A 22,365-nucleotide genomic window follows, 5' to 3' on the forward strand; every position below is an offset into this window, starting at 1 on the left:
CTCCTCAGTGGTCTTCATAGAGCGTGGGAATGGCGGGCTCGCCCCGCTGAAGGCGGTTCACCACCGGGGCAGCTCCGCCATGGAATCGGCGTGCCGCTGCCGTGCGCGGACCACGCCTTCGTGCCCGGTCCAGCCCGGCAGCAGTTCGCCGTTCTTCATGAACTGCTGCAGCAGCTGCCGGTCGTTGCCGTCATCCTCCGGCCGGTGGCCCACGCCCACAACCTCGGCCGTTGCGGTGCCGCGCTCGTCCAGTTTCCGCAAGGCATACTTCCGGCCGCCCACGCTGGCCTTGTTCTTGGCCGCCTTGGCCACGGAAACGAAGTTACCGGCGTCGTCCGTCCGGCTGACCAGCTTGTAGACCATGCTGGCCGTGGGAGCCCCGGATCCGGTGACCAGTGAGGTCCCCACTCCGTAGGAATCAACGGGAGCCGACTGCAGCGCAGCGATGGCGTACTCATCGAGGTCCGACGTGACCACGATCTTCGTGTGCTCGTTGCCGAGGTCGTCGAGCAGCCGGCGAACCCACTGCGCCTGGGCCACGAGGTCCCCGGAGTCCAGCCGGACCGCGCCCAGCCGGGGCCCTGCCAGGTCCACGGCCGTGCGGACCGCCTTCTCGACGTCGTACGTGTCCACCAACAGGGACGTGCCTTCGCCCAGCGACGCGATCTGGGCCTCGAAAGCCGCCCGCTCGGTGTCATGCAGCAGCGTGAACGAGTGCGCCGCCGTACCCACCGTGCGGATGCCGTAGCGTGCGCCTGCTTCCAGGTTGGAGGTGCTGTCAAAGCCGGCGATCACCGCAGCCCGCGCGGCGGACGCCGCAGCTTCCTCATGCGTCCGGCGTGAACCCATTTCAATGCACGGCCGGCCGCCGGCCGCGCTGACCATCCGGGACGCTGCGGAGGCAATGGCGCTGTCGTGGTTCAGGACGGAGAGCAGGTATGTCTCGAGCATGCAGGCCTCGGCGAAGGAGGCCTCGACGATCAGGATGGGGGAGTTGGGGAAGTAGGCTTCGCCCTCCGCGTAGCCCCAGATGTCCCCGGAGAACCTGTAGTTGGCCAGGTACTCCAGCGTCTCCTGGTTGACCACCCGGGTACGTTCCAGGAAGTCCAGCTCGGCCTCGCCGAACCGGAAGCTTGCGATGCCCTCCAACAGGCGTCCGGTACCCGCCACAATTCCGTAGCGCCGGCCGTCCGGCAGCCGCCGGGCGAAGGCCTCGAATACCGATTTGCGGTGCGCCGCCCCCGAATGGAGGGACGCCTGCAGCATGGTCAGCTCGTAATGGTCGGTGTAAAAGGACGTGCGGGGATGGTCCCAGCCGGCGGAGGTGCTCACGAAAGTCACTCTAGTCCCCACCGGCTCCCTCGTCTCGCTTCGCTTCGCCGTGGGGCCCTCGCCGGTGTGGGCCCACCCACCGGCTCCCTCGTCTCGCTTCGCTTCGCCGTGGGGCCCTCGCCGGTGTGGGCCCACCCACCGGCTCCCTCGTCTCGCTTCGCTTCGCCGTGGGGCCCTCGCCGGTGTGGGCCCACCCACCGGCTCCCTCGTCTCGCTTCGCTTCGCCGTGGGGCCCTCGCCGGTGTGGGCCCACCCACCGGCTCCCTCGTCTCGCTTCGCTTCGCCGTGGGGCCCTCGCCGGTGTGGGCCCACCCACCGGCTCCCTCGTCTCGCTTCGCTTCGCCGTGGGGCCCTCGCCGGTGTGGGCCCACCCACCGGCTCCCTCGTCTCGCTTCGCTTCGCCGTGGGGCCCTCGCCGGTGTGGGCCCACCCACCGGCTCCCTCGTCTCGCTTCGCTTCGCCGTGGGGCCCTCGCCGGTGTGGGCCCACCCATAGAATGGACAGATGACCATAAGCGTTGCGCCCGGCCCCGATACACGGGAGGGCGTCCGGACCGGCACAGCGGAGTCCACCGACTCCCTCACCGCTCCGGACATCCCCTGGAACCTGGTGATCTGGAACGATCCCGTCAATCTCATGAGCTATGTGAGCTACGTCTTCCAAAGCTACTTCGGCTACTCCGTGACCAAAGCCAACAAGCTCATGATGGAGGTCCACAAGAAGGGCCGCTCGATCGTCGCCGCAGGCAGCAAGGAGCAGGTGGAACGCCACGCGGTGGCCATGCACGGGTTCGGGTTGTGGGCCACGGTGGAAAAGGCCAGCGGCGGCCACGGCGGCAAAGCCGGGAAGTCCGGCGGTCCGGGCCAGGGTAAGGGGAAGCGTGGCTAAGGCATTCAAATACGGCCTCAAGGGCATCACCGGGTTCCTGGAACCTGCCGAACGGGACCTGCTGCGCAGCCTGATCGATGACGTCATCTCCATGCTCCAGCCGGAGGAACGCGACGGACAGGATCCGCTGGCTGCCCTCATCGGCCTGGACATGGATGTTGCCGAACCTACGGACCGCGCGGTCAAGCGGCTCCTGCCCAACATTTCGAAGAACGACGACGCCGCGTCCCTGGAGTTCCGCCAGCTCACCGAGCGCTCGCTGCGGGAAACCAAGATCGGGGCGCTCCGTGCGGCGGCGCTGGACCTGGACAAGGACGAGATCGTCCTGACGCCGGAGGGGGCCAAGTACTGGTCCATGGCGCTCAATGACGTCCGGCTCGTCCTGGCAGAGCGTCTGGACATCCGCGACGAGGCCGACGCCGAACACGTCCACCGTATGCAGGACTGGTCCCAGGCCGAGGATGTGGAAAGCTACCTGGCGCTGGTTTACAACTTCACCACCTGGCTTCAAGAGTCCGTTGTCCAGGCCATGCTGCAGTCCCTGGAAACCCGCCGGTGAGCTGCGGCGGCCCGGGGGAGGCCGTTGGTTGTGACACATTCGACATGAGTCGCTGGACACAAGATGATGGCTGAGCCTTCCGGGAAGACCTATCCTCGAATAATCATGACAACAGCCTCGAGCACGGACCCGACGTTGGATGCGCAGCCTGCCGGCGACGGCGACCTCCCGGCCGCCGCACCGGAAACCCGGCCCATCGGCGTCTTCGACTCCGGTGTCGGCGGCCTCACCGTGGCCCGCTCCATCATTGACCAGCTGCCCAACGAATCGATCCTCTACGTCGGCGATACCGCCCACGGGCCGTACGGTCCGCTGCCCATCGCCGAGGTGCGCGCCAACGCCCTGGGCGTGATGGACGAACTGGTGGACTCCGGTGTCAAGCTGCTCACCATCGCCTGCAACTCGGCGTCGGCCGCGGTCCTTCGGGACGCCCGCGAGCGGTACACCGCCAAATACGGCATCCCCGTCATCGAGGTCATCCAGCCTGCCGTGCGGCGTGCCGTGGCCGCCACGCGCAGCGGGAAAATCGGCGTGATCGGGACCTCCGCCACGGTGGGCTCGCGCGCGTACGAGGACACCTTCGCCGCCGCCCCGGACCTGGACATCACGTCCGTGGCCTGCCCCGAATTCGTCAGCTATGTCGAGGCCGGCATCACCACCGGGCCGGCGCTGCTGGCCGTCGCAGAGGAATACCTGGCACCACTTAAGGCCGCGGGGGTGGACACGGTTGTTCTGGGCTGCACGCACTACCCGTTGCTGACCGGCGTCATCTCGTTTGTGATGGGCGGCGACGTCACCCTCGTTTCCAGCGCCGAGGAGACAGCCAAGGACGTCTACCGCGCGCTGGCCACCCACAACCTGCAGCGCCCGTCCGGCGCCCCGCCCGAGCACCACTTCGTGGCCACCGGCGATGCCGGCCAGTTCGAGGCGCTCGCCCGGAGGTTCCTGGGCCCCGAGGTCCTCTCCGTCCGGCACGTTGACCACGTCGCCGCGCAATACCCCACCGGCAGCCTCGCCCGCATCACGCCGGAAATGATCGCCGCCGCCCAGGCCGCGCGCGGACGCCCCCGGATCTCCAATTTCGTGGGCGGCGGACTCGCCGACGCCGGCCGAGCCGGAGGACCCCGCCCGTGAAGCTGACCATCGTGGGGTGCACGGGCTCCTTCCCCGGGCCCGGCTCCCCGGCGTCGTGCTACCTGCTGACCGCCACCGACGGCGACCGGACCTGGAAGGTGGTGATGGACCTCGGCAGCGGTGCGCTGGGCGCCATCCAGCGGTACACCGACCTGGAGGACATCGACGCCATCTTCCTCACGCACCTGCACCCGGACCACTGCATGGACCTGTGCGGGCTGCACGTCGCCATCCGCTGGAAGCCCGGCGGCTGGGGCCGCGGCCGCATCCCGGTGTGGGGCCCGGCCGCCACGGCCAACCGGATGGCCACCGCCTACGGCCTTGACCCGGACCCGGGCATGCACGAGGAATTCGACTTCAGCAACTGGACCGAACGCGAACCCGTGACCGTGGGGCCGTTTACCGTCACGCCCTTCGCCGTCAACCACCCCATTGAAGAGGCCTATGCCCTGCGGGTGGAGGTGGTGGAACCCGGCAAGGACGGCGTCCCGGTCACCCGGACGCTGACGTACTCCGGTGACACCGACTCCTGCGCCGGGCTTGAGGAAGCCGCCAAGGATGCGGACCTCTTCCTGTGCGAGGCAGCCTTCGAAGAGGGCCGCGACGACGGCATCAAGGACGTGCACCTGACCGGAAAACGGGCGGGGGAGACCGCAGCCGTGGCCGGCGCCCGCCGGCTCCTGCTGACCCACATTCCGGTGTGGACATCACCCACCACTGTCATGGCCGAGGCCCGGCCGGTTTTTCCCGGCGATGTGGCCGTTGCCGTGGCCGGTGTGCACTACACGATCTAGCGGCGGGCCGCACTCGATAAGCTAAAGGCATGACATCTGAAGCAACTGCAGTGCCCATCGTGCGCGCCGACGGCCGTGCCCCCGACCAGCTCCGGCCCATCAGCATCACCCGCGGATGGTCCAACCAGGCTGAGGGATCGGCACTGATCGAGTTCGGCAACACCCGGGTGCTGTGCACGGCCTCCCTGACTGCCGGCGTTCCACGCTGGCTCAAAGGCGAAGGCCGCGGCTGGGTCACGGCCGAGTACGCCATGCTGCCCCGCGCCACCAACACGCGCTCGGACCGGGAATCGGTCAAGGGCAAGATCGGCGGCCGCACCCACGAGATCTCGCGCTTGATCGGTCGTTCGCTGCGCTCCATCATCGACACCAAGGCGCTGGGCGAAAACACCATCGTGCTGGACTGCGACGTGCTGCAGGCCGACGGCGGGACACGCACCGCCGCGATCACCGGCGCCTACGTAGCGCTGGCGGATGCCATCCGGTTCGCCCGCGACACCAAGCTGATCGCCAAGAACGCCCAGCCCCTCCTCGACACCATTGCCGCCGTGTCCGTCGGTATTATCGACGGCGTTCCCATGCTTGACCTGCCGTATGTGGAGGACGTGCGGGCCGAAACCGACATGAACGTGGTGGTCACCGGTTCCGGCAAGTTCGTCGAGGTCCAGGGCACCGCGGAAGGCGCCCCGTTCGACCGGGAGGAGCTGGACCAGCCTGGACCTGGCCCTGCTGGGCACTACGCAGCTGGCCGCCATCCAGCGGGAAACCCTGGCGGACGCCCTGTGAGCACGCCCTCCCCCGGCTCGTGCTCGCCACGCACAACGCCGGGAAACTGCGCGAACTCCGTGACCTGCTGCGCGGGCAGGTGCCCGGGCTCGACGTCGACACCCAGGTGGTGGATGCGGCGGCGGCAGGTGCGCCGGACGTCGTCGAAACCGGCGTGACCTTCGCCGAGAATTCGCTGCTGAAGGCCCGGGCGGTGGCCGGGGCCACCGGCCTGGTGGCAATCGCCGACGACTCCGGGCTTGCCGTGGACGTCATGGGAGGGGCGCCGGGCATCTTCTCCGCCCGCTGGGCCGGACGGCACGGCGACGACGCAGCCAATCTCGAACTGCTGCTGAACCAGCTGTCGGACGTTCCCGATGAGCACCGCGGCGCGGCGTTCGTCTGCGCGGCAGCCCTGGCGGTGCCCGCCGGCACCGCCGGGCCGGGCCGCGAAGTGGTGGAGTACGGCCAGCTGGAGGGCGTCCTCCTGCGCGAACCCCGGGGTGCCGGCGGCTTCGGCTACGATCCGGTGCTGCAGCCGGCCGGCGAGAACCGCAGCTGCGCCGAGCTGTCCGCCGACGAAAAGAACGCCATCAGCCACCGCGGCAAGGCCTTCCGTGCCCTGCTGCCAGCCATAGTGGCAGCCCTGGAAGCAGCGGACTGAAGGACGCGGCACGCCGCACAACAAAGGTGCGCACCCCGCCGGGGTGCGCACCTTTTCTGTTGAAGGGCCGGACTAATCCTGCCGGCCGCCGGGGAACTTGCGCGGAGTCTTTTGCTCCGCTTCCGGTTCGTGCTCCTCGATGAATTCGTCGACGGCGTCGGTGCCGTAGGCCTGCGCCTGGCGCTTCGCTGACATGCCGCGCAGGAGTTCAATGCCGATCGGCACCACGGAGACCAGCACGATGGCGATGAAGATGATGTCCAGGTTGTCCCGGACCCACGGAACGGTGTCGCCCAGCAGGAACCCGAGCAGGGTCACGCCGCCACCCCAGAGCACGGCCCCGATGACGTTGTAGATGAAGAACTTGCGCTTGCTCATTTGTGCCACGCCGACGATCACGGGGACAAACGTCCGGATGATGGGAACGAACCGGGCAAGGATAAGCGCCTTGCCGCCGTGCTTCTCAAAGAACGCGTGCGCGCTCTCGACGTTCTCGCGCTTGAACAGTTTGGAGTCGGGCTTGTTGAAGAGGGCAGGGCCCGCTTTGGAACCGATCAGGTAGCCCGCCTGGTTGCCGATGATGGCGGAGACCACGATCAGCAGGGCCAGGAGCCAGATGTTGAACTTGATGGTGCCGGTGGCAACCAGCAGGCCGGCGGTGAACAGCATGGAGTCGCCGGGGAGGAAGAATCCCACGAGCAGGCCGGTCTCGGCGAAGACGATGCCGCAGACCAGCAGGACCACCCACGGGGCGAGCGCCGGATCGGCCAGGAAGACCTGGGGGTTCAGCCAGTCGGGCAGGAAGGAGGCCATTGGCGGCTGCACCGGACCCGCGCCGCCCAGCATGGACACAGCGAGGTGGTTCATCACAGGAAAGTTCACCCCTCAAGCGTACTTGACCGGCCTGCGCCTCCCGGGCCTGTCCCTCCCGGCCCGGGGGCGCCGGCGGCGGTAAGGTGGGGGCCGTGGGTTTGGATTTTACGGCGATCGACTTCGAAACGGCCAACGGCTTCCGGGGCTCCCCATGCTCGGTGGGCCTGACGAAGGTACGGGGCGGGAAAATTGTCGACGAGGCCTCCTGGCTGATGCGGCCCCCGGCCGGCTACGACCACTTTGACCACCACAACGTCCGGATCCATGGAATCACTCCTGCCGATGTTGCGGTGCAGCCGCGGTTCGGGGAGCTGTTCCCGGAGATCGGGGCGTTCATCGGCGAGGACGTACTGGCCGCGCACAACGCGGCCTTCGACCTGGGTGTCATCCGCTCGGCGCTGGAAGTGTCAGGGCTGCCGGGCCCGGCCTACGACTACGTCTGCACGGTCATGTTGTCTCGCCGCTGCTATTCGCTGGTCTCCAATTCGCTTCCCTTTGCTGCGGAGGAAGCGGGCGTGCCGCTGGTGAACCACCACGACGCCGCGGAGGATGCCCGCGCCTGCGCCGGCATCCTGATTGACATTGCCGCCCGCAACGGTGCCAACAGCATCGCCGAACTGTATCTCTCCCTGGGTTTGGCCATGCCGCGCCAGCAGGCATTCGATCCCGCCACCGGTGATGTGTCGAAGCCAAGCCTGGCGGCCATGTCCGGCGCCTCCGGCAACGGCGCGGCGCTGGTGCGGCGGTTCCAGTCCGGCTGGCCCGAAGAAGGGCTTAATCCCGAACCGAACGCCGACGCCGAGCCCGGCCACCCGCTCTACGGCCAGACCGTCGTGTTCACCGGGCAGCTGTCCATCGGCCGCCCGGACGCCAAGCTCCGCTCGGCCCACCACGGTGCCCGCACGGAGAGCCGGGTGACCGGCCGCACCACCGTCCTGGTGGTGGGGGATGGGTTCGTGGCCTCGGACCTGCGCTCCGGAAGGCTGACCGGGAAGGCACGGCGCGTGCTGGAGCTCCATGATCGGGGGCAGGCCATCGAGGTGTTGTCCGAGGGCGAGTTCCTGCAGATGGTGGGCAGTGCAGCCGTCCCTGCGCACCGCTTGAACGCCCCCGCCGCACCCGCCGGAACGGATGCCTTCGCGCCGGCCCTCAACGCCTGAGGCGGCCTCGAGGTATCCGCCAGGGTTCATCCGGCGCAACAAATCTTGGCCGCCGGGCGCTACCCTCCTAGCCTTGCGTGATGAGTTCCTTGTTCGCTTTCCCCAATCCGGTCAACGAGTATGCGGCCCGCACGACGGCTGCCCTGGTGGTCCTGCTCGCGGTGGTCACCGCCGTGACAGGTTCCGTGTGGGGCCTGCTGGCCATCGCCGTCGGGTTCTGGCTGCGGCTGCTCTTCGGCCCGCGGATCTCACCGTTGGCGGTCCTCTCCGTGAAGGTCATCACCCCGCGGCTGGGAAAGGTGAAGCTCGTACCCGGGCCGCCAAAGCGCTTTGCGCAAGGCATCGGCGCCGCCGTCTCCACGGCCGCCCTGCTGTTGTTCGTCTCCGGCCTGGGCTTGGCAGCGTGGTTGCTGCTGGGGATCCTGGTGGTGGCGGCATCGCTTGAAGCTTTTGCCGGATTCTGCCTGGGCTGCACGATTTTCGGCTTCCTGCAGCGCCGCGGAGTGATCCCCGAGGACGTCTGCGAGGCCTGCAACAACATCAGCCTTCGCCGGTCGTGACCCTAACCAGCTGATCCGCCATCCCCCGGATTACCTCCAGGCCTTCCAAGGCACGGAGCCATGGGTCGGGCAGGCAGTCCTCCCCGTACCAGGCGCCCAGGATGTTGCCCGCCAGGGACCCGGCGGTGTCGCTGCCGCCGCTGTGGTTCACCGCCACGGCGATGGCGTCCCGGAAGTGTTGTTCCGGCAGCATTGGGGCGCCCCCTGCCGGAAGCGTGGCGAGGACGGCGTAGAGCGCGACGGCGAGTGCTTCCTCCGCGAACCAGCCCTCACCCAGTGCCCGGATCAGTTCCTCAGGTGGAACAACCGCCGTGCCAGCGAGCCGCAGTGCCGCTTCAAGGCGGTGGGCCAGTTCGGGTGCCACGTGCGGGATGGTGGCCGCGTGGGCGGTCACGGCGGCGGCGGCTTCCCGCAGGTCCTCTTCGGCGACCAGGCGGTGGATGAGGAGGCTGAAGACACCGGAACTTTGGCGTGCCGCCGGGTGGCCGTGGGTCAGTGACGCGGCATCGGAACTCAACTTATAGGCTGCCTCAGGCGAGATGTGCGGGATCAATCCGAACGGCGCCGAGCGCATCACCGTGCCCGCACCCTTCGAGTCCGGATTGACGGGCCGCACCGACGTTCCCATCTCTCCGGTGGCCAGCCCGCTGATGCAGTCCTGCTCCGGGTGGCGCCGCTGCCGCAACACCGCATTGCCGTCGATCCAGCGGGGCTGCGGAACCGGTGCGGACGGCCCGGCGTCTGCACCCTGTGTGGCCAGCCAGCGCAGGTAGGCCAGCCAGACGCACGCATTCACGTCCGCGCCCACACCGGAGTTGGCCCACTCCAGCGCCTCCACCAGGCCGTCTACGGTGTAGAGGGTCAATTGCGTGTCGTCGGAGAAATGGCAGGGACCGGAGAGGTCGTCAAAGCCAGTCAGGCCGCCGGCGCCGAAACGCCGGCGGATCTCGTCGATGGAATCGAACTCCACGGCGTAGCCCAGCGCGTCGCCCAGGGCCCCGCCCAACAGGGAGCCGTGGATCCGGGACTTGGGAGTGGGGGTGGGCGTGCCGTGGTCGATGCTCATGGAGACAAATTTACCGTCCGGACGTGCTCCGAACGGTTGGGGCTGCATCCCGCGGTGGGGGACCGGGGGAGCGGCCGCGGACAGCAGGTGTCCAGCGAACGCCCAGACTGGGCTGGAATACTGCTCGGGTTGCCTGCGCTGCCCGCCGCCCCTGCCGGCCGGGGCGGCTCGGGAACCACAGAGAGCACCCGACAAGCAAAGGTCCCATCATGAGCACCCCTGTCCCAGCCCGCGACGCACTGCAGACCGGCGGCGCGGAGCCCGAACGCCGGTCCCTGCTGCCCCGCCTGGCAGCCGAGGCTTTCGGCAGCCTCTTCCTGGCAGTGGCCGGGCTGGGCGCACCGCTGTTCAGCATTCCGCAGTCCAGCCCGGTACCCGCCGCCCTGGCTGCCGGCCTCGCCATCACGGCCGCCATGCTCGCCTTCGGGCATATCTCCGGCGGCCATTTCAACCCGGCCATCACCTTGGGCCATCTCCTGGCCGGCCGGATCCGGGCCGGCGCGGCCGCAGCGTACGCCGCCGCCCAGGTCGTGGGTGCGCTGGTGGGTGCCCTTGCCTTGTTCGGCATCCTGCGTACCCTGCCCAGCATTCCCGACAGCCGGACCGCCTTCGATACCGTGGCCGCCGGCTTCGGCGACCATTCCATTATCCAGGCGCCCCTCGCCGCGGTGGTGCTGCTGGAATTGCTGGGAGCGGCAATCATCGTGGCCATCTTCCTGGGCGCTGCCGGCCGGGACAACGGCGCCCTGCGCGACAACGCCGGCGTGGAGGGCGGCAGCCGGACGGTTGCCGCCGTTGCCGTGGGCCTGTCCTTCGCGGCGCTGCTCCAGGTGGGCCAGTCCGTCGGCAACCTGCCTTTCAACCCCGCCCGGGCCCTCGCCTCTGCCGTCTTCAGCTCCGGTGCGGCGCTGGGACAGGTGTGGGTATTCCTGGTGGCCCCGCTGGCCGGCGCCGCCATCGCGGGCCTGGTGTTCCGGATTTCAGGCACGGCTGACGCCATGCACAGCGCTGAAGCGCCGGACGCTGCCGACCACGACGAGGAGGCCGCGGGCGAGGAAACAGGTGCCGGGGACGCCGGGACCGGGTCTGTGCCGGTCCAGTCCCGGGCGGACGACGGCGGCGGCGCGCCGGGTGCGGAGCAGCAGCTCCCCGCGGCACGCACTGCAGCACAGGACAAGCAGGCGCGCAATGTCAGCGAGGCCCAGGAATTCTTCGAAGGCAACCGATCCTGAGCGGTCCGGGCCGCGGCGGTTTCCGCCACTGTCAGTGGGTGCCGATAGCGTAGGAATATGCGGTTACTTCATACCTCGGACTGGCACCTGGGCCGGTCATTCCACGGCGTTGGGATGCTGGACGCCCAGCGGGCCTTCATTGACCAGCTGGTGGCAACGGTGGAGCGGGAGTGCATCGACGTCGTCCTGATTGCCGGCGATGTCTACGACCGGGCACTGCCCGGGGTGGACGTGGTCCACTTGCTGGATGACGCCCTGGTCAGGCTCACTTCCGCAGGGGCCAAGGTGGTGCTCACCAGTGGAAACCACGACTCCGCGATCCGGCTGGGTTTCGCCTCGCGGCTGCTGGAACGCGGGGGAGTCCACCTGCGCACCAAGGTGGCCGAGCTCGACCATCCACTGCTGCTGCCGCTCGGGCCGGACGCCGCAGGCCGGGACGCCATCTTGGCCCTGTACGGCATCCCCTGGCTTGAACCCCGGCTCGTTGCCGACCAGCTGGGCGTGGAAACGGCGAGCCACTTCGAGGTGACCAGGGCGGCCACCGCCCTTATCCGGGCCGACATCGCACGGCGTGCAGATGCCACCACCGTCCATTCGGTGGTCCTGGCCCACACCTTCGCCAGCGGCGGCATCAGCTCGGACAGCGAGCGGGACCTCAGCATCGGTGGCGTGGGTGCCGTTCCGCTGGACCTGTTCGACGGATTCAGCTACACCGCACTCGGCCATCTCCACGGACGCCAGGCGCTGTCTGAGCGCGTGCGTTATTCGGGCTCGCCGCTGGCCTATTCCTTTTCCGAGTCCAGGCAGCGGAAAGGTGCCTGGCTAGTGGACCTGGGACCGGACGGAGTCACCTCGGTGCAGGAGATGCAGTGGGATGCCCCGCGAACCCTTGCCGTGCTGCGCGGCACCCTGGCCGAGCTCCTTGAGGAGCCAGGGCATGCCTGGGCCGAGACCGCCTACTGCCAGGTCACCCTCACTGACGCCCAGCGTCCCGTGCGGGCGATGGAGCGGCTCCGTGCGCGGTTTCCTGACACCCTGGTCCTGGCTTTCGACCCGCAAGGCGGGAACGACCCGGACCAGGCCAGCTACAGCAGCAGGCTTGCCCACGCCCCGGATGACCTCGCTGTATGCTGCGGCTTCCTGGACCACGTGCGTGGGCGCAGCGCGGACCAGGACAAAAAGCGGCGCTCGCCGCCGCGTTGGAGAACGTCCGCCTGCTGGAGGCATCGCGGTGAGGATCCATCATTTGCGCATCTCAGGCTTCGGCCCGTTTGCCGGAACAGAAGACATCGATTTCGACCGCCTCAGCGCCCACGGCCTGTTCCTGCTGAACGGACCCACCGGTGCGGGCAAGACCAGCGTCCTCGACGCCATCTGCTTCGCCCTGTACGGATCCGTTCCGGGTGCCCGGCAGGACGGCAAACGGCTCCGCAGCGACCATGCGGAGCCCGGCCAGGAGCCGGCCGTAAGCTGCGAATTCTCCGCCCAGGGTCGCCGCTTCGAGGTGACCCGCTCGCCCGCATGGGACAAGCCCAGTGCACGCGGCAGGAACGGTTTCACCACCCAGCAGGCCAAAACCCTGCTCCGTGAACGCGTGGGCGGCACTTGGGTGGAGAAATCTGCCCGCAATGACGAGGCCGGCGCGGAGATCATGGCCTTGCTGGGCATGGACCGTGAACAGTTCACCCGCGTCATCATGCTGCCGCAGGGGGAATTCGCCGCGTTCCTCAGGTCCAAAGCTGCGGACCGCCTTGACCTGCTGCAGAAACTCTTCGGGACGCAGCGGTTCGAAGCCCTGGAACAGGAACTGTCCCGCCAGGCCGCCGCGGCCAAGGAAGACGTCGCGGCCCTGGGCGGCCAGCTCGGCATCCTGGCCGCCCGGGCCGAAGCCGAGGCAGCGCCGCTCCAGCTCCCGCAGGACGGGGCCCCGGCGGCAGAGGATACCTACGGCAGGCTGGGCTGGTTGCAGGCCGCTGTTGCTGCGCGACTGGCAGAGCTCACGGAGCACGCTTCGAACGCGGCATCCCTCAGCCAGGACCGCCGCAATGAAGTGGAACGGGAGACCGCACGGCACGAACGGGCCCGCAAACTCCAGGCGGCCACCGTGCGGCAGCAGGCCGTGAAGGACGGGGCAGCCCGGCAGGAAGAACTCGCCGCCCGGCTGGGTCGGCACCGCGAGGCGGAAGTCCTCCAGGGGCAGCTGCGTGCGGTGGATGCGGCGGCCGGCAAGGTGCGGAGCGCTGGGGGCGCCGCTGAGGCCGCCATGACCCTCCTCAGGATGGCCGCGGCGGACAGTACCGAACTCGCCCAGCTTAACTTGGGCGCGGATGAGGCCGCCGGGCCGTCGGTCCAAGCCCGCAAGGGGACCGCAAGCCATGACACGGCGGAAAGTGTGCCCGGGGCTGCGCAGGCTGGCCCGGCTTCGGTCGCTGCTGGCCGTCGTCGAAGCACGGCTGCCGGATGAGCAGAGGCTGCAGGAGCTGCGCGGGCGGCACGGCAGCCTGGCCGGGAGGCAGGACGAACTCAGGCTGGACGTTGAGGCGCTGGGAAGCCGGGTTGCGCAGTTGCTGGCGGACCGGGAGCTGCTGGCCGGAACCATGGACCAGCTGGAGCCCCGTGCCGCGGACGCGGCCCTCCGTCGCAAGGAGGCGGCCGCTGCCGCGGAACTGCTCGACGTCGTCCGGCGGTACGGGACGGCTGTGAAGGGCCGGGACCTCGTAAACGCCCGCTTCGACGACTCACGGGAAAGCCTGCTGGAGGCGAAAGGCCGCTGGCTGGACCTGCGGGAGGTCCGGCTTGCCAACGCCGCATCCGAGCTTGCCGCCAAACTGGTGGCCGGCGAGCCCTGCCCGGTCTGTGGAAGCGGAGAACATCCGGCGCCGGCGGGATCGGGCACGGGAGGGCCGTCGCTGGCCCAGGCCGAGGAAGAGGCCCATGCCGCCTTTGAAGCGGCGGAGGCAGCCCACAGCGCCGTCAGTGCCGAACGTGCCGAAGCCGAGCAAACAGTGGCCGTCCTCGCCGGACAAGGCGGGACCATCCCCGTGGCCGAGGCCCGCAGAGGGGCCGAGGAGGCGTTGGCTGCGGCAGGGACCGCAGAGCAGGCCGCGGAGGAGCTCCAGGAAAAGCGGCAGCGGCTTGAGGCACTCGATACCGGTACCGACCAGGCCCGCGCCGCACTGTCAGAGGCGGAGGCTGAGCTGTCCCACACTGTTGTCCAGCTCGCCGACCTCGCCGAACAGGCTGCCGCATTGGACGGGGCCCTTGCCGGCCTGCGGGGAAACCACCGCAGTTTGGACCGGCGGCTGCGGGTCCTTGAAGACGCCGTGGCGGTCCTGGACAAAGCTGTTGAAGCGCAATCACGGCTGGACACCGCCAGGGCGCAGGCCGCCGAGGCGGAGGAGAACCTGGAGCTTGCCCTGCCCGGGGCGGGTTTCGCCTCTGCCGCCGATGTTCGCAGCCAACTGCTGGGATCTGCGGAAGTGGCAGCACTCGAAGCTGCCGTCCGGACGGCCAGGGAAGAAGCTGCCCGGGTAGCCGGGCTGTTCGAGTCGGAAGACCTGGTGCTGGCTCTGGCCGAAGCAGGCGACGGCTTTCTACCCGACGATGAACGGCTCGAAGCACTCCGCAGCCAAGCTGCTGCCGCGCACCATGACGCCCGGGAGGCTGATCTCGCCGCGGGCATGGCTCGCCGGTGCCTGGCCGCCCTGACCTCGATAGCAGCGGAATATGAGGACCTGGCGTCCTCGTCCCGGAAACCGGCGGAGCGGGCGCAGATGCTCGCCGGACTGGCCGAAGCGGCAGCGGGCAGGGGTGAGAACACCTACCGGATGAGCCTGAACAGCTACGTCCTGGCCGCACGGCTGGAACAGGTCGCCCTCGCCGCCTCGGAGCGACTGGTGGCCATGAGCGATGGCCGCTACCTGTTGCAGCACACCGATGCCAAGGCGGCCCGCGGCGCCAAATCGGGGCTGGGCCTTGAAGTGGTGGACCAGTGGACGGGCTTCCGCAGGGACACGTCCACACTGTCCGGCGGCGAATCCTTTATGGCCTCGCTGTCGCTGGCCCTGGGCCTGGCGGATGTGGTCCAGCAGGAGTCAGGGGGCGTGGAGATTGAGACCCTGTTCGTTGATGAAGGCTTCGGCAGCCTGGACGAACAGTCCCTTGAACAAGTCATGGACGCCCTCGAAGGCCTCCGTGACGGCGGCCGGGTGGTGGGGCTGGTCAGCCACGTGGCCGAGATGAAACAGCGGATCGGCACCCAACTGCAGGTGCTCAAGAGCCGGAACGGCTCCACCCTGCGGATATCTGAAAGCGTGGACGCACTTTCCTGACCCCGGCGGATATACTGGACCGCGTTACCGGGTTTCGCGCATCGGGAGGAGGGACGATGCGCAGTGACTGAACGAGCCCGGAATTGACACCTCATACCACCCCTTCAACCACCCGCGACGTTCCGGCCCTGGGTACGGACCCTTCCGCCGAGGACGTCCCTGCCCGGGATTCCGGTGGAACGGCAGCAGGCCGCTTCGCGCGCCTCCCCGAACTTGCCGGCAGGACTTTTCTTCCGCTGGGACTTTTCGCGCGGCTGCCGCTGGCTATGCTGACCGTCGGGACCCTGACTTTGGTCACCTCCGTCAGCGGCTCCTTTGCCGTCGGAGGGACGGCCGCCGGCGCAGTAGGCATAGGCTCGGCACTGGGTGCGCCCTTCCTTGGGGCACTGGCCGACAGGCGGGGACAACGGCCCGTGCTGCTGGTATCGGCAGTACTCAACACAGTGGCCGTACTGGTGCTGGTCCTGGCCGCACTTGCCACCGGAAAAACCGGCGGATTCCCGCTGGGAGTCCTGGCGGCGGCCTTTGCTGCCGGAGCAACATGCCCGCAGGTGGGCCCGCTGGCCAGGGTCCGTTGGATGTCACTGACAAGTGCCGCGGCAGGTGCCGGCGCCGACGTCCGCGGCCAACGCGACCTTGACACCGCGCTCTCCTACGAAAGCACTGCTGACGAAGTGACCTTCGTCCTGGGGCCCGCGCTCGTTGGGGCGCTTGCCAGCCTGGTGGCGCCCTGGCTGCCGCTGGCCCTGGCTGCGGCCCTGACCATCACGCTTGTCCCGGCCTTCGCCGTTCACCCCACCCATCGGGCCGTGCCGGTTACCCGGCCCGCCCGGGGCAGGAAAGGCGCGGGTGCTGCGACATCCCGAAGGCTGCCCCTGGCCGTGGCGCTGCCCGTGGTGGCCATGGTCTGCATGGGCACGTTCTTCGGGTCCACCCAAGCGGCCCTCAGTGCTTTCTCCGCCGGCTTGGCGGGTGCGGAGATTGCCGGATTGCTGTACGCGGTCATGGGCTTGAGCTCTGCGGCCGCTGCGCTCTCGGTTGCCTACTGGCCGCGCAGGGCGGGCCTGGCGCTGCGTTGGGTGGTGTGCGCCGTCCTCATGGCAGCGCTTGCCGTCCTGCTGCTGTTGCCGTCGTCCTTGCCCATGATGGCGGCAGTCCTGCTGGTCCTTGGGCTCCCGGTGGGGCCGGTCATGGTCACGGTGTTTGCCGTCGGGGGCACCTTGGCTCCCGCCGGCCGCCTGGGGACCGTGATGACCGGCCTGGCCAGCGGCATTGTCGCCGGCACGGCGGTCGGCTCAGCCATTGGCGGGCAGCTGGCCCAGGTCCACGGGGCCGGCGCGGCGTTCCTGGTCCCGGTGTGCGCGGCGGCGGCGCTGGCGCTGCTTGGTGCGGGGACCGCCGTCGCACTCCGCCGGCGGAGCTGACGGCTGAACCCTGGGCCGGCGTTCCGCCGGCTCAGGCCAGCTGGCTCTCGATCCGGGCCGCGCTCTCGGCAATGGCGGTGCCCACGGCGTCGGGGTCGTGGGCCGACCGGATGTAGACGACAGCGAGGGCGGCCGGCCGGCCGCCGGGCACCCGGACGGGCGCCGCCAGGGAGGAAACTCCGGCGATAACCTCGTCATGGCTGGCGGAGTATCCCTTCCGGCGCGCCTCGGTGGCCTCTTGACGGTAGGGGATCCCGGTTTCCAGCCTGTTCCACTCGGCCTCCGTCAGGGCGGACTGGATAGCGATCCCGGGCGCGCCGGCGTTGATGGGATGCCGGGTCCCCGGGTGCTGGGCCACGGTGGCTCCGGAGTGCCGCGGCTCCACCGTGACCAGGGTGATGCAGTCATGGTGGTCCCACACGGCCACGAAGGCCGTCATGTTTAGTGAGTTTGCCAGCTGGGTCAGTTCCGGAAGCGCGGCGCTCTGCAGGTCGCGCGAGACGCCGCGGGCCAGGACCGCGAGGCCAGGTCCGGGCTGGACCCGCCCCGCGTCATCGCGCACCAGCAGCGAATGGTCCTCCAGGGTACGCAGGATCCGGTAGGCAACGGAGCGGTGGACACCCATGGCATCCGCAAGCTCGGCGATGGTCAGCGGCCCCGGCGCTGCCGCCAGGATCTCGAGGGCACGGATACCGCGTGACAGGGTCTGGGACGGGGAAGCCTGCGGCAGGGCCGCTCCGGCCTGCGCTGCGGCGGGAGGAGTCATGTGTCCATCCTAGGTTGCCGAAACTGTGGGCAAAGGACCCTTGTCCCCGCCGCGTCGTGACTGTATTGTCCTCTATACGAACAGTGAGTTCAATTATCGAACACAAGTTCCGGCGGGTTCCACCCAGGCCCGTTCCCCCGTGTCCCGCATCACGTTTTCGTAGTACCCTGCTAACTAACTGACCGTTCTGTCGGTAATTCCTGAAGGCGTCCGGGCAGCAACGCTGCCCAATAAAAACAATGGAGTTTAAATGACCACACCTTCCAAGGTGGACACACCCGCCGGCCCCAGCAGCCGGACTGAGGAGCGCAAGGTCCTCGCAGGCACCCTCGTGGGCACCACTATCGAGTGGTATGACTTCTTCATCTTTGCCCAGCTGACCGCAACGCTGCTCTCACCGCTGTTCCTGGCACCGCTCAACGAGTCCAACCCGGGCCTGGCGCAGATCCTGTCCTTCGCCCTCATCGGCATCAGCTTCCTGTTCCGCCCCCTGGGTGCCGTCATTGCCGGGCACCTCGGCGACCGCCTGGGACGAAAGGCCATGCTGGTCTTCACCTTGGTGATGATGGGTGCGGCCACTGCGCTGATCGGCGTGCTCCCCACCTACGCGCAGATCGGCGCCTGGGCCCCCGTGCTGCTGATCGTGCTGCGTGTCATCCAGGGCTTCTCGGCCGGCGGTGAATGGGGCGGGGCCGCGCTGATGGCCGTTGAACACGCACCATTGAACCGCCGCGGCCTGTTCGGCGCATACCCGCAGATCGGTGTCCCGGTGGGCATGATCCTGGCCACCGGCCTGTTGTTCTTCCTCAACACCGGCATGTCCAAGGAAGACTTCGCCGCCTGGGGCTGGCGGGTTCCGTTCCTGCTCTCCATCGTGCTGATCGTGGTGGGCTACCTGATCCGCCGCGCTGTGGCCGAGAGCCCGGTCTTCCAGGAAATGGCCCTGCGGAAGAAGGAAAGCAAGGCGCCCCTGGGCGAACTGGTCCGCAACCACAAGAAGCCCGTCCTGTACTCGACCATGATCTTCATCGGCAACAACGCAGCCGGCTACCTGCTCATCGCCTTCTTCATCTCCTACGCCACCAAGACGCTGAAGATGCCTACCCCGCAGATCCTGCTCGCCACCACCCTGGCGTCCTTCGGCTGGCTAATCTTCACGCTGGTGGGCGGCTGGTTGTCCGACCGGATCGGCCGCGTCAAGACGTTCCTGATCGGCTACGCCATCGTGTTCGCCTGGATGATCCCCATGTTCGCGCTGATCGACACCAAGGACATCGTCCTGTACGGGGTGGCCCTGTTCGTCCTGACCATTGGCCTTGGCCTCTCCTACGGCCCCATGTCCGCCATGTACGCCGAGATGTTCCCGGCCGAAGTGCGGTACTCCGGCATCTCCATCGGGTACGCCTTTGGCGCCATCCTGGGCGGAGCCTTTGCCGCCACCATCGCCGAATCCCTGCTGCAGTCCACCAAGTGGGCCGGTTCGATCGGCATCTACATCATGGTCCTGTGCGTCATCTCCGCCGTCGGAGTGGTGCTGGCCAAGGAAACCAAGGGGCGGCCGCTGGGCGTCAGCAGCCACCACTAGCAACGTTGCCGGGAGCCGGCTTGCCGGTCCTCAGTCCCGCAGGCCCGGACTTTGTTCCGGGCCTGCGGCGTGCGGCAGGGGCGGTCCCTGCCGCAGCACGGTGATGGCGTCGTCGTCGGTCAGCTGCCCGAAGTGCCGGTAGAAGCTGCCCACGGCACGGAATTTTCCCGGCAGGTGCAGGCAAACGACGGCGTCGCACACGCGCTCCAGCGAGGCTTCGGCGTCAATGGAACCCACCGGAGCCGCGGCCACCACGGTTGCCGCCCCGCCGGCGCGCACCGCCTCGACGGCGGCACGCATGGTGGCGCCGGTGGCCAGGCCGTCATCCACGAGCAGGACGGCCTTTCCGGCCAGGTCCAGCATGGTCCCCGGGTACAGGGCGGCCCGGCGCAGGATTTCCGTGCGTTCACGGTCCTCCACGTCATCGAGCTGCTCCTGGCGCACGCCGTGTTGGAGGACCCGCTCCCGCATGGGCTTGTTGATCAGCCGGACGATCCTTCCCGATGCCCAGGCCAGGGCGCCGTAGGCGGTTTCCTCATAGCCCGGGATCCCCAGCTTCCGCACCAGGACGGTGCCCAAGGGAAGGCCGAGGGCACCTGCTGTGGCCGCCGCTACCGGGATGCCGCCGCGGGCCAGGCCAAGGACCACGGTGCCAGTCCGCCCGTGGAACGCTGAAAGCGCGGCCGCCAGGCACACGCCCGCTTCCGTGCGGTCCTCAAAACGCGTCGCCATCTGTCCCTCCCCGCCGGTCAGGTCCGGCGTGAACGAAAGCGCGTGGGGCGGCGGCCGGGTGCCGCCGGTGGCTAGACACCCAGGAAGGAAATGGCGGCCTGCTTGAAGGCCCTGCTGGTGATGGCATTGGTGTGGTTCCGGCCCGGGATGAGCAGTTGCTCGGCCATGGACCCGGCTCCGCGCGCCAGTTCGGCGAGGCGGGGCAGCGTGCCGGCCCGTTCGTCCTGGTCCCCGGCAACGAGGAGCATGGGCACGTGGGGGACCGCCTCGGCGGGGTCATAGGGCTCCGCCTTGATGGCTTCGACCAGAGACAGCAGCGCGAAGATGTTGTTGCTCGGCAGCAGCAGCGCCATCTTCAGCAGCTGGGCCGTCGATTCGTCAGCGATCGGCGTACCGTCCGCCAGGTAGTCCTGGGCGGCCCGCAGATCGAAGGCTGCGAGCGGGTCGGTGTTGTTGGGTCCGCCCAGCACCAGCCTGTGGACGAGTTCCGGCTGGGTTGCGGCGAACTCCCAGGCGAGCCGTGAACCCAGGGAATATCCCACCACGTCCAGGCCGCTGGAGGGATCGCCGTCGTGCAGCGGGCGCGTACCGGCGTCGAACGCTGCCTGAAGCAGGTCCGCCCTGATCCTGCTGGGGGAATAGGAGTCCCGGTCTTCCGGGGCGCCGCTGCGGCCATGGCCGGGAAGGTCCACGGTGATGACCCGGCGCCCGGCCTCCAGCAGGGCGGCCACCCAGCCTGTGTCCTCCCAGTTGAGTTTGGACGAGGAGGAGAACCCGTGCAGCAGGAGCACCGGCCGGAGCCCGGCGTCCTCTGTGGGCTCGTGCACCGCCACGAAGAGTTGCGGGTCGGTGCCCTCGACGGTGTGCGCCTGCTGCTGTCCGGTGTGCCTGCCGCTCATGCTGTCAGTTCCTCATCAGGTACGGCGCCCAGGCGGACCCGGCGCGTCGGTGCGTCTTCCTTGGAAAGGTAGCTTCACTCTACCTGTTGGCAGGCCGGTTCCGGCGGGTGAGCCGGCCGGCGAAAGCGCAGGCCAGCGCGATGCCGGCGACCAGGCCCAAGGTGCCCAGGAGTTGGACCCGGCTGGCCTCGGCGCTGAAGCCGACGGCGAAGATCAGTCCCAGCAGGACCAGTCCCACGATGGTCAAGGCGGGGAATCCCTTCATCCGCAGCGGCAACGGAACCCCGTCCCGGTCGGCGCGGCGCCGCAGGATCAGCTGGGACACCAGCGCGCTGCCCCACACCACCAGGCACGTTGAGCCGACCAGCTGGAACAGCGCGGGCAGGACCCGGTCCGGGAACAACAGTTCCATGACGGTGGCGATGAAGCCGAAGGCCACGGAGACCGCAACGGCAAGTATGGGGACGCCGGCGGTGTTGAGGCGGGCAAGGACGCGCGGCGCCTCGCCCCGCTGCGCCAGCGAGTATGCCATGCGGGAGGCGCCAAAGAGGTTCGCGTTCAGCGCCGAGAGGAGCGCGACGACGGCCACCAGGGTGATGGCGGTGGAGGCGCCGGGGATCCGGGCGGCGTCGAGCACTCCGGCGAATGGCGAGGCAAGGCCCGCGGACGTGGCCGGAAGGACCGCGGCGATGACGAAGACCGAACCGATGTAGAACACCAGGATCCGCCACACCACGGTCCGGATGGCTTTGCCGACGCTGCGCTGGGGATCCTCGGTTTCGGCCGCGGCGACGGAGACGATTTCCGTGCCCCCGAACGCGAAGATCACCACGAAGAGGGCCGAGGCCACCCCGCCCAGTCCCTGCGGGGCAAAGTTGGTGGTGAGGTTTGACGCGCCGGGGGACTCAACGCCGGGCAGCAGGCCTAGGAGCAAGGCGGCGCCGACGGCCAGGAACAGGACGATGACGGCCACCTTGAGGATGGCGAAACAGAACTCGAATTCGCCGAAGTTCCGGACGCCGGTCAGGTTGATTCCGGTGAACACCACCATGAACAGCAGTGCCAGGGCCCAGACCGGCACCACGGGCCAGACGGAGAACAGCAGGCCGGCCGCGCCCAGGGCCTCGGCCGCGATCACCACCACCAGTTGAAGCCACCAAAGCCACCCGATCGTGGCCCCCGCCGTGCGGCCCAGGGCACGTGCGGCGTAGACCGAGAACGCTCCGCTGTTCGGGTTTGCGGCTGCCATCTCACCCAGGGCCCACATCACCAGGATGATAAGGGTCCCCGCCACCAGGTAGGAGATGAGGACCGCGGGGCCTGCCGCCTGCACTCCGGCGCCCGATCCCAGGAACAACCCGGCACCGATGGCGCTGCCCAGCCCCATCATGGTGAGCTGGCGCGGCTTCATGCTGTGGCCTGCCGCAGCCTTGGGTGCGGCTGTGGCGGATGTGGTCTGGGCGGACTTCATCGTCATGGGGCGGTAACCCTTCTTGGGGTTGGTTCGGGGTCCGGTCACGGGGGCCGGAGGTCCTTTTGGGACCACTTGAATTTACCGCTTCCGGAAGCCGGCCGAAAACGCGCGCCCCGTCCGGCATCGG

Annotated in this window: 16 protein-coding genes and 4 pseudogenes; 13 read left to right on the plus strand and 7 right to left on the minus strand. The window is 68.7% G+C overall.

Features of this window, described 5'->3' with window-relative positions; translation table 11 throughout:
* Positions 1-4: 4 nt before the first annotated feature.
* Positions 5-1,332, minus strand: a pseudogene (locus tag ACX5I6_RS12810) (nicotinate phosphoribosyltransferase).
* A 504-nt stretch (positions 1,333-1,836) separates the two neighbouring features.
* Between ACX5I6_RS12810 and clpS the strand changes: the two are divergent.
* From clpS to rdgB, 6 genes and pseudogenes are all read left to right on the plus strand, one after another.
* On the plus strand, positions 1,837-2,220 hold the full coding sequence (gene clpS, locus ACX5I6_RS12815; RefSeq protein ID WP_461840718.1) for an ATP-dependent Clp protease adapter ClpS: 384 nt from the start codon (positions 1,837-1,839) through the stop codon (positions 2,218-2,220).
* Positions 2,213-2,779 carry a DUF2017 domain-containing protein gene (locus tag ACX5I6_RS12820; RefSeq protein ID WP_285243917.1) on the plus strand — a complete coding sequence of 189 codons (567 nt, stop codon included), beginning with the start codon at positions 2,213-2,215 and terminating at the stop codon, positions 2,777-2,779. The genes clpS and ACX5I6_RS12820 overlap by 8 nt, the downstream gene beginning before the upstream one ends.
* A 105-nt stretch (positions 2,780-2,884) precedes the next feature.
* A complete protein-coding gene (murI, locus tag ACX5I6_RS12825; RefSeq protein ID WP_461840719.1) occupies positions 2,885-3,913 on the plus strand; it encodes a glutamate racemase in 1,029 nt (342 codons plus the stop codon).
* On the plus strand, positions 3,910-4,707 hold the full coding sequence (locus ACX5I6_RS12830; RefSeq protein ID WP_285247583.1) for an MBL fold metallo-hydrolase: 798 nt from the start codon (positions 3,910-3,912) through the stop codon (positions 4,705-4,707). The genes murI and ACX5I6_RS12830 overlap by 4 nt, the downstream gene beginning before the upstream one ends.
* A gap of 29 nt (positions 4,708-4,736) precedes the next feature.
* Positions 4,737-5,493: pseudogene (gene rph / locus ACX5I6_RS12835) on the plus strand (ribonuclease PH).
* 19 nt (positions 5,494-5,512) lie between these two features.
* Entirely contained in the window at positions 5,513-6,136 is a 624-nt protein-coding gene (gene rdgB / locus ACX5I6_RS12840) for an RdgB/HAM1 family non-canonical purine NTP pyrophosphatase (protein ID WP_461840720.1), read from the plus strand.
* Positions 6,137-6,208: 72 nt separating this feature from the next.
* Here the strand turns inward: rdgB and ACX5I6_RS12845 are convergent, their stop codons facing one another.
* Positions 6,209-7,003: a DedA family protein gene (locus ACX5I6_RS12845; protein WP_461841714.1), complete on the minus strand. Its 795-nt coding sequence runs from the start codon at positions 7,001-7,003 to the stop codon at positions 6,209-6,211.
* A gap of 98 nt (positions 7,004-7,101) precedes the next feature.
* On the opposite strand from ACX5I6_RS12845, the gene ACX5I6_RS12850 reads away from it, so the two are divergent.
* Positions 7,102-8,169: a 3'-5' exonuclease gene (locus ACX5I6_RS12850; RefSeq protein WP_461840721.1), complete on the plus strand. Its 1,068-nt coding sequence runs from the start codon at positions 7,102-7,104 to the stop codon at positions 8,167-8,169.
* Between the two features lie 80 nt (positions 8,170-8,249).
* Positions 8,250-8,729 carry a DUF4395 domain-containing protein gene (locus tag ACX5I6_RS12855; protein ID WP_285247586.1) on the plus strand — a complete coding sequence of 160 codons (480 nt, stop codon included), beginning with the start codon at positions 8,250-8,252 and terminating at the stop codon, positions 8,727-8,729.
* On the opposite strand, the gene ACX5I6_RS12860 is transcribed toward ACX5I6_RS12855, so the two are convergent.
* Positions 8,710-9,795, minus strand: coding sequence for an ADP-ribosylglycohydrolase family protein (locus tag ACX5I6_RS12860; RefSeq protein ID WP_461840722.1), 1,086 nt, complete (start codon positions 9,793-9,795; stop codon positions 8,710-8,712). The two genes, ACX5I6_RS12855 and ACX5I6_RS12860, sit on opposite strands and share 20 nt — an antisense overlap.
* Before the next feature lie 209 nt (positions 9,796-10,004).
* On the opposite strand from ACX5I6_RS12860, the gene ACX5I6_RS12865 reads away from it, so the two are divergent.
* The 4 genes and pseudogenes from ACX5I6_RS12865 (at position 10,005) to ACX5I6_RS12880 (ending at position 16,782) form a co-directional block, all read left to right on the plus strand.
* Positions 10,005-11,027 (plus strand): aquaporin, encoded by a 1,023-nt coding sequence (locus tag ACX5I6_RS12865; RefSeq protein WP_461840723.1) that lies wholly within the window; start codon positions 10,005-10,007, stop codon positions 11,025-11,027.
* Between the two features lie 57 nt (positions 11,028-11,084).
* A pseudogene (locus tag ACX5I6_RS12870) lies at positions 11,085-12,262 on the plus strand (exonuclease SbcCD subunit D).
* Positions 12,259-15,358 (plus strand): annotated as a pseudogene (locus ACX5I6_RS12875) (AAA family ATPase). The pseudogenes ACX5I6_RS12870 and ACX5I6_RS12875 overlap by 4 nt, the downstream one beginning before the upstream one ends.
* A gap of 83 nt (positions 15,359-15,441) precedes the next feature.
* Positions 15,442-16,782 carry an MFS transporter gene (locus ACX5I6_RS12880; protein ID WP_461840724.1) on the plus strand — a complete coding sequence of 447 codons (1,341 nt, stop codon included), beginning with the start codon at positions 15,442-15,444 and terminating at the stop codon, positions 16,780-16,782.
* A gap of 31 nt (positions 16,783-16,813) precedes the next feature.
* Here the strand turns inward: ACX5I6_RS12880 and ACX5I6_RS12885 are convergent, their stop codons facing one another.
* A complete protein-coding gene (locus ACX5I6_RS12885; RefSeq protein WP_461840725.1) occupies positions 16,814-17,548 on the minus strand; it encodes an IclR family transcriptional regulator in 735 nt (244 codons plus the stop codon).
* A 250-nt stretch (positions 17,549-17,798) separates the two neighbouring features.
* On the opposite strand from ACX5I6_RS12885, the gene ACX5I6_RS12890 reads away from it, so the two are divergent.
* Positions 17,799-19,133, plus strand: coding sequence for an MFS transporter (locus ACX5I6_RS12890; RefSeq protein WP_461840726.1), 1,335 nt, complete (start codon positions 17,799-17,801; stop codon positions 19,131-19,133).
* Between the two features lie 30 nt (positions 19,134-19,163).
* Here ACX5I6_RS12890 and ACX5I6_RS12895 read toward each other — a convergent pair whose 3' ends face one another.
* The 3 genes from ACX5I6_RS12895 to ACX5I6_RS12905 form a co-directional block, all read right to left on the minus strand.
* Positions 19,164-19,865, minus strand: a complete 702-nt coding sequence (locus tag ACX5I6_RS12895) for a phosphoribosyltransferase (protein ID WP_461840727.1) — start codon at positions 19,863-19,865, stop codon at positions 19,164-19,166.
* A 71-nt stretch (positions 19,866-19,936) separates the two neighbouring features.
* On the minus strand, positions 19,937-20,764 hold the full coding sequence (locus ACX5I6_RS12900; protein WP_461840728.1) for an alpha/beta fold hydrolase: 828 nt from the start codon (positions 20,762-20,764) through the stop codon (positions 19,937-19,939).
* A 79-nt stretch (positions 20,765-20,843) separates the two neighbouring features.
* Positions 20,844-22,241, minus strand: a complete 1,398-nt coding sequence (locus tag ACX5I6_RS12905; protein WP_461841715.1) for an amino acid permease — start codon at positions 22,239-22,241, stop codon at positions 20,844-20,846.
* Between the last annotated feature and the right edge of the window lie 124 nt (positions 22,242-22,365).

This window comes from Arthrobacter sp. MMS24-T111 (assembly GCF_054888995.1).